Origin of the sequence: Tistrella mobilis KA081020-065 (genome assembly GCF_000264455.2) — a bacterium.
GTDB classification, from domain to species: Bacteria; Pseudomonadota; Alphaproteobacteria; order Tistrellales; family Tistrellaceae; genus Tistrella; species Tistrella mobilis.
In genome coordinates this window covers 3,814,389-3,827,937 of record NC_017956.1, presented here as the reverse complement: position 1 = coordinate 3,827,937, position 13,549 = coordinate 3,814,389, and the positions used below count along the sequence as shown (strand labels likewise).

The 13,549-nt window shown below is 67.8% G+C and carries 11 protein-coding genes; 7 read left to right on the top strand and 4 right to left on the bottom strand.

Features of this window, described 5'->3' with window-relative positions; all coding sequences use genetic code 11:
* The 5 genes from TMO_RS17555 (at nucleotide 1) to TMO_RS17535 (ending at nucleotide 4,440) form a co-directional block, all read left to right on the top strand.
* The gene (locus TMO_RS17555; protein WP_014747002.1) at nucleotides 1–804 is read left to right on the top strand and encodes an ABC transporter permease; all 804 of its coding nucleotides are present in this window, start codon (nucleotides 1–3) and stop codon (nucleotides 802–804) included.
* Nucleotides 801–1,802 carry an ABC transporter ATP-binding protein gene (locus TMO_RS17550; protein WP_014747001.1) on the top strand — a complete coding sequence of 334 codons (1,002 nt, stop codon included), beginning with the start codon at nucleotides 801–803 and terminating at the stop codon, nucleotides 1,800–1,802. Before TMO_RS17555 ends, TMO_RS17550 begins: the two co-directional genes overlap by 4 nt.
* A gap of 6 nt (nucleotides 1,803–1,808) precedes the next feature.
* Nucleotides 1,809–2,630 (top strand): phosphodiesterase, encoded by an 822-nt coding sequence (locus tag TMO_RS17545; RefSeq protein ID WP_014747000.1) that lies wholly within the window; start codon nucleotides 1,809–1,811, stop codon nucleotides 2,628–2,630.
* Between the two features lie 215 nt (nucleotides 2,631–2,845).
* Nucleotides 2,846–3,118: a helix-turn-helix domain-containing protein gene (locus TMO_RS17540; protein WP_041605087.1), complete on the top strand. Its 273-nt coding sequence runs from the start codon at nucleotides 2,846–2,848 to the stop codon at nucleotides 3,116–3,118.
* On the top strand, nucleotides 3,118–4,440 hold the full coding sequence (locus TMO_RS17535; RefSeq protein ID WP_014746998.1) for a type II toxin-antitoxin system HipA family toxin: 1,323 nt from the start codon (nucleotides 3,118–3,120) through the stop codon (nucleotides 4,438–4,440). Before TMO_RS17540 ends, TMO_RS17535 begins: the two co-directional genes overlap by 1 nt.
* Nucleotides 4,441–4,552: 112 nt before the next feature.
* Here the strand turns inward: TMO_RS17535 and TMO_RS17530 are convergent, their stop codons facing one another.
* The 3 genes from TMO_RS17530 to TMO_RS17520 are packed head-to-tail and all read right to left on the bottom strand — an operon-like array spanning nucleotide 4,553 to nucleotide 9,424.
* Entirely contained in the window at nucleotides 4,553–5,677 is a 1,125-nt protein-coding gene (locus TMO_RS17530) for an ABC transporter permease (protein ID WP_014746997.1), read from the bottom strand.
* Between the two features lie 4 nt (nucleotides 5,678–5,681).
* The gene (rbbA, locus tag TMO_RS17525) at nucleotides 5,682–8,420 is read right to left on the bottom strand and encodes a ribosome-associated ATPase/putative transporter RbbA (protein WP_041605086.1); all 2,739 of its coding nucleotides are present in this window, start codon (nucleotides 8,418–8,420) and stop codon (nucleotides 5,682–5,684) included.
* A gap of 23 nt (nucleotides 8,421–8,443) precedes the next feature.
* Nucleotides 8,444–9,424, bottom strand: coding sequence for an HlyD family secretion protein (locus TMO_RS17520; protein ID WP_014746995.1), 981 nt, complete (start codon nucleotides 9,422–9,424; stop codon nucleotides 8,444–8,446).
* 279 nt (nucleotides 9,425–9,703) lie between these two features.
* Here TMO_RS17520 and TMO_RS17515 point away from each other — a divergent pair, with 279 nt between their 5' ends.
* Nucleotides 9,704–11,686, top strand: coding sequence for a PHA/PHB synthase family protein (locus TMO_RS17515; RefSeq protein WP_014746993.1), 1,983 nt, complete (start codon nucleotides 9,704–9,706; stop codon nucleotides 11,684–11,686).
* Between the two features lie 90 nt (nucleotides 11,687–11,776).
* Nucleotides 11,777–12,700: a DMT family transporter gene (locus TMO_RS17510; RefSeq protein ID WP_014746992.1), complete on the top strand. Its 924-nt coding sequence runs from the start codon at nucleotides 11,777–11,779 to the stop codon at nucleotides 12,698–12,700.
* 30 nt (nucleotides 12,701–12,730) lie between these two features.
* Here TMO_RS17510 and dapB read toward each other — a convergent pair whose 3' ends face one another.
* A complete protein-coding gene (dapB, locus tag TMO_RS17505) occupies nucleotides 12,731–13,531 on the bottom strand; it encodes a 4-hydroxy-tetrahydrodipicolinate reductase (protein ID WP_041606834.1) in 801 nt (266 codons plus the stop codon).
* Nucleotides 13,532–13,549: the final 18 nt, after the last annotated feature.

Sequence of the window (13,549 nt, the reverse complement as noted above, 5' to 3'; positions counted from 1 at the left end):
ATGCGACGCGGACATCCGCGCGGGGCGGGCTTCTGGGGCGGCCTCGCCTTCACCCTTGTGGTCGCCGCCTTCATGATCGTGCCGGTGGTGCTCTCGGGTCTTGCCGGCGTCACGGTCAACTTCTTCCGCGGCCTGGAAAGCGGCCTCACCCTCGACTGGGTGGCAGAGGTCTGGCGGCTTTACGCCGACACGATCTGGAGGTCGATCTGGCTGGCCTTCGCCACGCTCGCCATCACCGCGGTGATCGGCGTGCCGGCGGCCTATGCCCTGGCCCGCCGGCCGGGGCCGCTTGCCCGCGCGATCGAAGAGACCGTCGCCCTGCCGATCGCGATCCCGGGCCTGGCGCTGGCGCTCGGCCTGCTGCTGACCTGGGGTGGTGCCGGCAGCTTCCGTATGTCGAGCGGCTTCGTGCTCGCCGGTCATGTGATCTACACCCTGCCCTTCATGCTCCGCTCGGTGATCGCGGTGATGGTGGCAACCGACATGAAGACGCTGGAGGAAGGCGCCGCCAGCCTGGGCGCCGGTTTCCTGCGCCGCTTCCTGACCGTGATCGTGCCCAATGCCTGGCCGGGCGTGCTGGCCGGCGGGCTGATGGTGGTCACGCTGTCGATCGGCGAATTCAACCTCACCTGGATGCTGCACACCCCGCTGACCAAGACCCTGCCGGTGGGCCTGGCCGACAGCTATGCCTCGATGCGGCTGGAAATCGCCAGCGCCTACACCCTCGTCTTCTTTGTGATGATCGTGCCGCTGCTGGTCGCCATGCAGCTGGCCGGACGCCGTGGCCGGAAGGACCACCGATGACGACTGATACCGCTTCCTCGGGCGCCACCGCGGTCGAACTCCGCGGCTGCGCCCGCACCTGGCCCGACGGCACCCGGGCGCTGACGCCCATCGATCTCGACATTCCCGCCGGCCGCACCGCCGTTCTGCTCGGCCCGTCCGGCTGCGGCAAGACCACGCTGCTGCGGATCATCGCCGGGCTGGACCGCCCCGACGCGGGCGGGCGGGTGCTGTTCGACGGCGAGGACGTCACCCGGCTGCCGATCGAGGCGCGCGAGGTAGGCATGGTCTTCCAGTCCTATGCGCTTTTCCCCAATCTCACCGTGCGCGGCAACGTCGCCTATGGGCTGAAGGTCCGGCGCCTGCCCCGGCGCGAGATCGACAGCCGGGTCGACGAGATGCTGGCGCTGATGCGGATCGACACCCTGGCCGACCGGCGGATCGACCAGCTGTCGGGCGGCCAGCGCCAGCGCACGGCGCTGGCCCGCGCCATCGCCGTCCGGCCGCGCCTGCTGCTGCTCGACGAGCCGCTGACGGCGCTCGACGCCGCCCTGCGCGAGCATCTGCGCACCGAGATCGACGCTCTGCTGCGCAGCCTGCACATCACCGCCGTCTACGTCACCCACGACCAGGCCGAGGCGATGGTGCTGGGTGACGAGATCGTGGTGATGAATGCCGGCCGCATCGCCCAGCGCGGCACCCCGCGCGAGATCTATCACGCGCCCGCCGACGATTTCGTCGCAGGCTTCGTCGGCACCATGAACCGCGCGATGGACGGCCGGGGCGAGACCCTGCTCTTCCGTCCGGAAGACGCCCGGCTGACCACCCCCGGGGACGGGCTGCTGACCGGCACGGTCGCCGTCTGCCATTTCCTGGGGGATCGTTGCCGGCTGAAGCTCTCAGGCCCCGCAGGCGAAAGCTGGATGGTCGAGACCACCGCCCGCGCCGATCTGCCCGAGACCGGTACCCTGCTCGGCATCGACGTGCCCGCCGCCGCCCGCATCCGCCTTGGAGCCTGAGCCCCCATGCTGATCGCCCAGCTGACCGACACCCATCTGAAGCCCGGCGGCCGGCCGGCCTATGGCCGGGTCGATACCGCCGGCCTGCTGACGGCGGCCGTGGACTACGTCAATGCCTTCGTGCCCGAGGTCGACGCCGTCATCCTGTCGGGCGACCTCACCGACACGGGGTCCGCCGCCGAGTATGCCGTGCTCCGACCGCTGCTCGACCGGATCAGGGCTCCATGGTACGCCGTGCCCGGCAATCACGATCGTGCCGACGAGATGCGCACCGCCTTTGGGGATGTGGTGCCATATGTCGATGCGGCCGATTTCGCCGCCTGCCTGATCGACCATCATCCCGTGCGGCTGATTGGCCTCGACAGTTCGGTCGCCGGCGTGCCCTGGGGCATGGTCGGCGCCGCCCAGCTCGCCTGGCTCGACCGGGTGCTCGCCGCCGGCCCCGACCGGCCGACCCTGGTCTTCGTCCACCACCCGCCCTTCGAGACCGGCATCGGCCATATGGACGTGCAGAATCTGAAGGACGGCGCCGAACTGATCGCGGTCCTCCGCCGCCATCCGCAGGTGCTGCACCTCGCCTGCGGCCATGTCCATCGCGCCATCGACACCGTGCTCGACGGGGTCGCGGTCTCGATTGCCCCCAATGCCGCCCATGCGGTGACGCTGGATCTGACCCTGGGCGGGCCCTCCACTTTCACCATGGAACCGCCGGCGATCCGTCTCTTCCGCTTCACCCCGCCGCGGCTGCTGGTCAGCCATCTGGCCTATCCGGGCCGGTTCGACGGCCCCCACCCCTTCTTCGATGCGACGGGCGGGCTGATCGACTGATCCGTCAGGAGGCTCCAGGCCTGCACCTGCCGGCCTGTGACGGGTGCGCCGTCACAGGCTGTAAATATCTCCATTTATCTCTGATAGTGTATATTGACGCCTTATTCGCAATCCGGAATAAATTCTCTTTATTCCGGATTGGGGATAAATTGCGTTTATCTGATTTCGGGGATAAAATAGCGGCTTGAGTTCCCCCTGAGAGGAACATGCCAGCCATGGCAGATATCATCCGCACCCCCCAACAGCTGGGCAACCTCATCCGGAGACAAAGGCGGAAGCTTGGCCTCACGCAGGCGGCTCTGGGTGTCAGGACAGGTCAGCGGCAAAGCATGATCTCTCAGATCGAGCAAGGCTATCCCAGCCTCCGCCTGGATACGCTCATCGACCTTCTGGCCGCTCTCGATCTGGACCTTCAGGCTGCGCCTCGCGACCGATCCACCGTCGACGACGCCATCGCCCGAATGCTTCTTGGCGGGAACGACGATTGATGGCACGGCGAAAAACCTATGCCGACCTCCATGTTTATCTGAACGGATACCTTGTCGGCCGTCTGTCAAAACAGCTGAACGGCGCCGTGGTTTTTACCTACGATCCGGCCTGGGCAGACCGGCCGGATGCGATCCCGGTGTCACTCTCCCTGCCACTCCGCCCTGAACCGCACCGCGGTCCGGAAGTCGCCGCATTCTTCGACAATCTGTTGCCCGATCAGCCGGCCATCAGGCGGCGTGTCGCCGAACGGATCGGCGCACCAGGCACGGACGCTTACGGCCTGCTCTCCAGGATCGGCCGGGACTGCGTCGGTGCGCTCCAGTTCCTCGACGACGACACACTTCCCTCATCGCTCGACAGAATCGAGGGAGAACCGGTCTCGGACGACGACATCGCCACCATGCTCAAGAACCTGGGACAGACCCCGCTCGGTCTGCAGGGGGATGACGATTTTCGGATCTCCATTGCCGGCGCGCAGGAGAAGACGGCGCTTCTGTTCCACGAGGGGCAATGGCTGAAACCGACAGGAACCACACCCACCACGCATATCCTGAAGACACAGATCGGCCATCTGCCCAACGGCATAGATCTGTCGAACAGCGTCGAGAACGAGTTCTATTGCCTGAAGCTCGCCCAGGCCTTCGGACTGGATGTCAATCACGCTGAGATGATGGTCTTTTCAGGGACCAAGGCACTGGTCGTCAGGCGTTTCGATCGCAAGCGGCTCAACAATGGCTGGCTCATCCGGCTGCCGCAGGAAGATTTCTGCCAGCTCACCGGCACGCCCCCGACCCTCAAATACCAGAGCGAAGGCGGCCCCGGAATCGTCGACATCCTGGATGCCCTGAAGGGCAGCGACGATCCGGGCCGGGATCATCGTGATTTTCTGATGGCCCAGATGCTGTTCTGGATCATCGGTGCGACCGATGGTCATGCGAAGAATTTCAGCGTGTTTCTCGCGCCCGGCGGGCGGTTCAGGATGACCCCGCTCTACGACATCCTGACCGCACAGCCCAGCCTCGACCACAGGCAGGGTGAGCGCAGACAGATGAAGCTCGCCATGTCGGTCGGGCAGAACCGTCATTATCGCCTGGATCAGATCCAGCCCCGCCACTTCGCTCAGACGGCAGAAAAAGCAGGCATCCCGCCTCTGATCTTCAAGACCGCCCTGCAGCAGCTGGTCGAGCGGGGCGGCAGCGCCTTCGACGCCGCGGCCGCCGGACTGCCGGAAGCCTTCCCCCCGGATATCCACGACAGTGTCCTGCGTGCCGCCAGACCGCGGCTCGATGCCTGCGCCAGTTTTCTCGATCAGTTGTCCTGACGATCGAGACGGGGCAAGAGCTCACCCCATTTCCACGCCTCACCCCACTCTCCACGCCTCACCCCATCTCCACGCCTCACCCCATCTCCACGCCTCACCCCATCTCCACGCCTCACCCCATCTCCACGATTTTCCGCCGAAACCGTGCAAGGGCGATCGCGAAGATCCCAAACCCGATCCCCGCCAGAATGGCCAGCGTCGGCCAGACCACGTCCAGGCCGGCGCCGCGATAGAGCACGGCCTGCGAGAACGCCACGAAATGGGTGGCGGGAGAGAGCATCATCACCTTCTGCAGCCAGACCGGCATGCTCTCGAGCGGCGTGGACGAGCCCGAGAGCAGGTTCATGGTCACGATCACCGGGATGACCAGCAGGCCGAATTGCGGCATCGATCGCGCAATGGTGGCAAGCAGAATGCCGAGCGCCGTCACCGAGAACTGGTAGAGCACCGCCCCCGCCGTATAGAGCAGCAGAGAGCCGTGGATCGGCACCGCCAGCACCCCCTGGACCATGCCGATCAGCGACAGCACCGAGGCGACGACGATCACCGAGCCGTTGGCCCAGATCTTGGCGGCCATGATCTCGGCCGGACGGACCGGCATCACCAGCAGATGCTCGATCGTGCCGTGCTCACGCTCGCGGATCAGCGCAGCCCCGGCCAGGATCACCGACAGCATGGTGACGTTGTTGATCACCTGCATCACCGCGTTGAACCAGACCGACGACAGATTGGGGTTGAAGCGCGACCGCACGACCAGATCGATCGGCAGATCCCCCGTCATACCGTCGTCGCGCCCGGCCGCCGCCGAGATCTCGCGCGCGATGATCGACTGGAGATAGGCGGCACCGTTGCCGGCCTGAGTCATGGCGGTGGCGTCGATGTCGAGCAGCAGCGTCGCATCCCGGCCGCGCAGCAGATCGGCTTCGAAGCCTGAGGGAATGTGCAGCACGAAGACCGCATCGCCGGCATCGAGCGCTGCATCGGCCTCGGGCGCCGTCAGCTCGACCACCGAGGCGAATTGCGGCGGCAGCACCGCATCGCGCAGCCGGAGCGACAGCGCCGAGCGGTCGTCGTCGACCACCGCCACCGCCGCATTGCTGACCTCGAAATTGGCGCCGCTCGCGACCGCATAGATCGCATAGGTGAAGGTATAAAGGATCAGAAAGACCAGCACCGGGTCGGCGGCGAGGCTGCGCAGCTCCTTCACGCCCAGGCGGAAGATGTTGGCGAGACGCATCGGCTCAACGCTCCTGCTTGGGCAGCACCCATTGGGCCGCGATCAGGAAGAGCAGCGCAAAACCGGCCAGCGCCAGATGGTTGTGCCAGAGATCCGCAAAACCCAGGCTCTTGGTGAAGGTGCCGATGCTGATCTGCTGGAACCAGGCCGCCGGAAAGGCGAGGCCCAGCACCCGGCCGCCCCCGGTGAGTGCCGAAACCGGGGTCAGCAGGCCCGAGAAGTTCACCGCCGGGATCATGCAGACGATGGCGGTGGCGAACAGCGCCGCAAGCTGGCTCTTCATGAAGGCCGAGACCAGCAGGCCGAAGGCGGTTGTGGCTGCCACATAAAGCAGGGCACCCGTCAGCAGCGCCAGCCCCGATCCCTTCACCTCCAGCCCGAAGACCAGGCCGGCGACGATGGAAAGCACCAGGAAGCTCAGCGCCGCGATACCGAAATAGGGCAGCTGCTTGCCGGCCAGGAACTCGAAACGGGTGACCGGCGTCGCGCGGAAATTGGCGATCGATCCGGTCTCCTTCTCGCGCACCACACCCACCGCCGTCATCATCGCCGGGATCAGCACCAGCATCAGCATGATCACGCCCGGCACGATCGCCTCGACGCTGCGGAAGGCCTGGTTGTAACGGAAGCGGGTCTCGACCGTGACCGAGGGCGTCGTCGAAACCGGCAGAGACGAGGCCTCGCGCATCTCCTCCAGATGGCGCTGCGCCACACCCTGGACATAGGCGCGGGTGGTCTCGGCCCGGAACGGCATGGCACCGTCCAGCACCACCCCGACTTCGGGCACCCGCCCCCGGGTCAGGTCGCGGCCGAAATCGGCCGGAATTTCGATCGCAAGCTTCAGCTCGCCGGCCTGAAGCCGCCGGTCCATCTCGACCGGGCTGTGGATGGGCGCGTGTTCCTCGAAATAGCGCGAGCCGGCGAAGGCCTCGATCAGCGACCGGCTTTCGGTAGACCGGTCCTGGTCATAGACGGCATAGGGCAGATCCTCGACATCGAATGAGATGCCGAAGCCGAAGGTCAGCATCAGGATCACCGGACCCAGCAGCGCGAAGGCCAGCCGGATCGGATCGCGGGCAAGCTCCATCGTCTCGCGCCGGGCATAGGCCCAGAGCCGACGCAGATCCCGGCGCCTGGGCGGCCGGGCCGGCGTCGCCGATGCGGGCTCCATGACGGGGGCCTCGGGCGCCACCGCCCCGGTCGGCATTCCTTCGGCCGGCCCCCCGTCGGTCGCCGCCTGAAGCCGCGCGACGAAGGCCTCCTCAAGGCTGCCGCCGGGATCCTCTGCCGCCAGATCCGCAGGCGTGCCCACCGCCAGCACCCGGCCGGCATGCATCAGCGAGATGCGGTCGCAGCGCGCCGCCTCGTTCATGAAATGGGTGGAAATGAAGATCGTCACACCGCGCTCGCGCGCCAGCACCCCCAGATAGGCCCAGAAGCGGTCGCGGGCGACAGGGTCCACGCCCGAGGTCGGCTCGTCCAGGATCAGGATGTCGGGCTCGTGCAGCACGGCGGCCGCCAGCTGCAGCCGCTGACGGATGCCGAGCGGCAGCGCATCCGAGATCTGGTCCGCCACCCCGGCCAGATCCAGTTCGGCCATCATCGCGGCCATCCGCTCGCTGGTCCGGGTGTCGTCCAGCCCGTAGAGCCGGGCATGCAGCTCCAGATTCTGGCGCACGGTCAGCTCGCCATAGAGCGAGAAGGCCTGCGACATGTAGCCGACGCGGCGGCGGGTCTCGATATCCCCGGCATCGAGCGGCCGCCCGAACAGAAGCGCCGCCCCTTCGGTCGGCGGCAGCAGGCCGGTCAGCATCTTCATGGTCGTGGTCTTGCCGCAACCGTTCGAGCCCAGAAAGCCGAAAATCTCGCCGCGACCGATGGCGAAATCCACTGCATCCACCGCGGTGAAGTCGCCGAAGCGGCAGGTCAGGCCGCGGGCCTCGATCGAGGGCGGCCCGTCGCCGTCGGGGGCCCGCGGCGGGATCACCGGCGCCTGATGGTCGCGACGCCGCGCCTCGGGCAGCAGGCGGATGAAGGCCCGCTCCAGATCCGCCTCGCCGGTCCGGGCCCGCAGCTCGGCCGGCGTGCCGGCGGCAATGACCTGACCACCATCCATCGCAACCAGGCGGTCGAAGCGTGCCGCTTCTTCCATATAGGCGGTGGCAACCAGCACCCCCATGGCCGGACGGCGGGCACGGATGCGATCGATCAGGGTCCAGAACTGGCGGCGCGACAACGGGTCGACGCCGGTGGTCGGCTCGTCCAGGATCAGCAGATCCGGATCGTGGATCAGGGCGCAGCACAGGCCCAGCTTCTGTTTCATGCCGCCCGACAGCTTTCCCGCCGGCCGGTCCGGAAAGGGGGCCAGCCCCGTGGCCTCCAGCAGTTCGGCGATCCGCGCCCGACGTTCCGCCTTGCCCTGGCCGAACAGCCGCCCGAAGAAATCGACATTCTCGAACACGCTGAGCGTGGGATAGAGATTGCGGCCCAGCCCCTGGGGCATATAGGCGATGCGTGGCGCCACCAGCCGACGGTGCGCCGGATCGACCATGTCGCCGCCCAGCACCTCCACCCGCCCGGCCTGGATGCGCCGGACGCCGGCGATCAGTGACAGCAGGGTCGACTTGCCGACGCCGTCGGGGCCGATCAGCCCCAGCGTGCCACCGGCGGTCATCTCCAGATCGACCCGGTCGAGCGCCGTCACCTTCCCGAAGCGATGGGTGACGCCGCCCAGCACCGCCATCGGGCCCGGTGCGACGGGGGCGGTCACGGCAGTTTCACCGCCAGCTCCGCCGGCCATGGGGCGGCGGGATCGACCCGGACCACGGCGGTGCCGCGGACACCGGTCTTCACCCGATCGGCATGGGCGGCGAGCAGATCCGCCGGGATGCGCAGCTTCACCCGGAACATCAGCGTGTCGCGCTCCTCGCGGGTTTCCACCGATTTGGGCGTGAACTGCGCCTCGCCGGCGACGAAGGAAACGGCGGCCGGCACGACATATTCCGGAATCGGATCCAGTATAAGCCGCGCCTCGGCGCCCGTGGCGAGACGACCGGCATCGCGGGCCGGCAGAAAGATCGTCATCTGAACATCGGTGAGGTCGAGCAGGGTGGCGATGCGTCCGCCCGCCGCCAGCACCTCGCCCGGCACCGCCAGGCGGTACTGGATGCGGCCCGCCCGCGGTGCGGTCAGCACGGTATCGTCCAGAATGGCGCGGGTCTGGGCAACCTGGGCCGCCGCCGCATCAATGGCCGCCGCCGCCTGATCGACGGCCGCCATCGCGGCCGCTTCGGCCGCCTGGGCGGTCGCGACCTGCATCCGGCGCTGGTCGACGCCTTCGCGTGTGAAATGACCGCGCGCGGCAAGCGTCTCGCCACGCGAAAGCTCCGCACGGGCATAGACCAGTTCACTCCGCCGGTAGGCAAGCTGGGCCTCGGCCTCGGCCTTTGCCTGGATGGCCCGGCGATGCTCGGCCTCTGCCGCCGCCAGCTGGGCCCGGATCTGAACGTCGTCCAGCCGGGCGACCATCTGGCCGGCCTCGACCATGTCGCCTTCCTCGACCGTGATATCGGCCAGCCGGCCGGCGATCTTGGTGGCGATGTCGATCTGCTCGGCCTCGATCCGGCCATTGGTGCGGGCGAACCCCTCGGGCAGGGCATCGCGGGTGACGGAGCGCCAGTAGATAGCTCCCGCTCCTGCGGCGACGGCGGCAACGATCACGATTGCCATCCAGCGTCCGATACGCATGGCCTTCCGGACCTCCGAACTTGCGCATGGCCTTGAGTGGTCGCCGGTCTCCGCCGGCAGACCATCGTCATGCGTGTGTCACTGGCACCCGACATGCTGTGCGGCGATCATGTCATTCTCTGGTCCGTGACGGAACAGGCTTGTTTTCGCATGCGCGAAAGCCGAACACATTGACATGGATCATGGGTGTCCGCGGCAAGGCAGGCGATGATGCGCTGCAATAGCGGACCACGCACCCCGACCGCAGGCCCCGGGGGATCTTCGAGGAGAGCCGGATCGATGAATGCCGATGCCCGCCGCCACCCCACCGTCGACGCACCCGCAGCGCCGGCCACAGCGCCCGCGGAGCATCCGGTGCCCGCCCATCACCCGCTGCACCACAAAACGCCCGACCCGACCCCACCGGCCGCGGCAGAACCCTGCATCGAAGAGCCGGGAGAGATGGCCGGAGCCGCCGTGCGCGAGGCGGTGGACCGGGCCGTGCACGCGGCCATGGCAAGGGTCACCGGCGGTCTGTCGCCGGCCTCGCTGACCGATGCCTGGGCGGATTGGGCGGTCCATCTGGCAAGCGCTCCGGGCAAGCGGGCCGAACTGGTCGAAAAGGCGATGCGCAAAGCCGCCCGCCTCGGCAGCTATATGGCCCATCGGGCGGGGTTCGCCGATGGCGACACCCCCCTGCCGGGCCTTCCCTTCTCCTCTGCCTATGTTGCCGGGGCGGCAGATGCGGCAGAGGCCGAGGGCATGCCCCATGCAAAGCTGCCCGCCTGTATCGAGCCCCTGCCCCAGGACAACCGTTTCCGGGGCGATGCCTGGAAGCAATGGCCTTTCGACGTGCTCTACCAGGGTTTTCTGCTGAACCAGCAGTGGTGGTACAACGCCACCACCGGCGTGCGCGGCGTGACCCCGGCGCATGAAAAGGTGATGGAGTTCACCGCCCGGCAGATGCTGGACGTGTTCTCGCCGTCCAACAATCCGCTGACCAATCCCGAGGTGATCAATCGCACCATCGAGGAAGGCGGGGCCAATTTCGTCCGCGGCGCCCTGCATTTCTGGGACGACATGTGGCGGACGGTCACCGGCACCGGCCCTGCCGGCACCGAGAATTTCGCCGTCGGCCGCAATATGGGCATGACGCCGGGCGAAGTGGTGTTCCGCAACCACCTGATCGAGCTGATCCGCTATACGCCCACCACCGACACCGTGCATCCGGAACCGGTGCTGATCGTACCGGCCTGGATCATGAAGTACTACATCCTGGACCTGGAGCCCGGCAAATCGCTCGCCGAGTATCTGGTCGGCCAGGGCTTCACCGTCTTCATGGTCTCGTGGCGCAATCCTGGCCCGGCAGACAGGGACATCGGCTTCGACGATTATCGGGTGAAGGGCGTGATGGCGGCGATCGATGCGGTGGAGGCCATTGCCGGTCCTCACCCGATCCACGCCACCGGTTACTGCCTGGGCGGCACGCTGCTCACCATCGCTGCCGCCACCATGGCCCGCGACGGCGACGAGCGGCTGGGCTCCGTCACTCTCTTCGCAGCCCAGGCCGATTTCACCGAAGCGGGTGAGCTGACCCTGTTCATCGACGAGGCCCAGGTCACCTTCCTGGAAGACATGATGTGGGCCCAGGGCTTCCTCGACACCACGCAGATGGCCGGCGCCTTCCAGCTGCTGCGCTCCAACGACCTGATCTGGTCGCGGATGGTGCATGACTACATGATGGGCCAGCGCACGCCGATGAACGCGTTGATGGCCTGGAATGCCGATGCCACCCGCATGCCCTATCGGATGCATTCCGAATATCTGCGCCGGCTGTTCCTCGAGAACCAGTTCGCCACCGGCCGCTTCGAGGTCGAGGGCCAGCCGATCAGCCTGTCGGACATCCGGGCCCCGATCTTCGCAGTGGGCACGGAGCGCGACCATGTGGCCCCCTGGGTCTCGGCCTACAAGATCCACCTGCTGGCCGACACCGAGGTCACCTTCGTGCTCACCGGCGGCGGTCACAATGCTGGCATCGTCTCCGAGCCCGGCCACAAGGGCCGCAAATTCCGGATCATGACCACCCCCACCGACGGCTTCTACAAGGCACCCGACGCCTGGGTGGCGGCCGCCGAAATCCGCGACGGCTCGTGGTGGCCGGCCTGGACCGACTGGCTCCACGCCCATTCCTCGACCCCCGTCACCCCGCCGCCGATGGCCGCCCCGGACAAGGGCTATCCGGCGCTGGGCGCGGCACCGGGGAGCTATGTGTTCCAGAAGTGAACCTGCCGCCCTTCCCTTGACCTCTCCCCCACCCGCGCGCGATCATCCGGCTTTCGCGATCCCCTCCCCCGCAGTGCTTCGAGGATGGCGATGTCGGATGACGTGCGCCCGGCGGGCGTTGCCGGTGCCCTGGCCGCGCGCGGCTTCGGACCGGCGGATTATGGCTGCCTGATCCTGCTCGCCGCGCTGTGGGGCGGATCCTTCATGCTGATCAAGACCGCCCTGCCGACCATGGGGCCGTTCACCATCGTGGTCAGCCGGCTGGCGCTTGGGGCCGCGGCGCTTTATGCGGTGCTGAAGCTTCGGGGGCTGCGCCTGCCGGCCCGGGCGGCCGACTGGCTGCCCTTCGTGGTGTTCGGCGCGATCGGCAATCTCGCCCCCTTCACGCTGATCGCCTGGGGGCAGCAGCATGTGCCCTCGGCGGTGGCGGCGATCCTGATGGCGGCGATGCCGCTGTTCACCCTGGTGCTGGCGCGGGTCGCCAAACCGGCGGAAAACCCGATCACCGCCGGGCGGGTGGCGGGCATTGCGCTCGGCTTTTCCGGGGTGGTCGTGCTGGTCGGTCCCTCGGCCCTGACCGAGGCCGGCGGCGGGATCGGCGAACTTGCGATCCTGGGCGCCGCCCTCTGCTATGCCGTCGCCTCGCTCTATGCCGAGCGGGTGCGCCATGTGCCGCCGCTGGTTTCGGCGACGGCGACCTTGACCTCGGGCGCCGTGCTGGCCCTGCCGGTCGCCGCCGTCCTGGAACAGCCCTGGACCCAGGCGCCGGCGCTGGAGGCGATGGCCGCGGTCACCCTGCTCGGCATCGCCTGCACCGGCCTTGCCTATCTGCTGTTCTACCGGCTGATGGCGCGCGGCGGGGCGGTGCTGGTGGCGCTCAACAACTACCTCATCCCCGCCTTCGGCGTTATGTGGGGCATTCTGCTGCTGGGCGAACAGCCCAGCCTGAACGCCTTTCTGGCGTTGGGGCTGATCCTGTCGGCGATCACCGTCGCCAATCGCCGCAGACGCTGAGCGCCCCGCCCCTGCCTCAGCGCCCCCGCCTCAACGCAGATTCAGCACATCGCGCATGTCGTAGAGCCCCGGCGCCCGCCCGGCGACCCAGAGCGCCGACTTGACCGCCCCACGGGCAAAGGTCTCGCGCGACGAGGCGCGATGGCCCAGTTCCAGGCGCTCGCCATCGGTCGCGAAGATGACCTGATGGTCGCCGACCACATCGCCGCCCCGCAGTGCCGACATCCCGATCGCGCCACGCCTGCGCGGCCCGGTCAGGCCGTCACGTCCGCGATCCGCCACATCGTCGAGCGAAACCTCGCGGCCACGGGCGGCGGCCCGCGCCAGGCCGAGCGCCGTGCCCGAGGGCGCGTCGACCTTGTGGCGGTGATGCATTTCGACGATCTCGATGTCGTAATCCGCATCGAGCCGCGCCGCCGCCTGCTCCACCAGATGCATGAGCAGAGTGACGCCCAGCGACATGTTGGGCGCATAGACCATCGGCACCGACCGGGCGGCATCGGCGAGCACGGCTTCGTCTTCTGACGAAAGCCCGGTGGTGCCGATGACGAGGGCGGTGTTGCTGCCGGCGGCCAGGCGGGCATGGGCCGTGGTGGCGGCGGGCCGGGTGAAGTCGATCACCACATCGGCAGCCGCGAACAGCACGGCCGGATCGTCACCGACGGCGAGGCCCAGAGGATCGACCCCGGCAAAGCGGCCCAGATCCTGGCCGACTTCCTCGCTGCCGGGCCGCTCGGTGCCGCCCGCGATGCGGCAGCCCGGGGTTGTGGCGATGGCAGCCAGCAAGGTGCGTCCCATCCGGCCCGCACAGCCGACCACGCCGATCGCGATCCCGCTCGCGCTCATCTT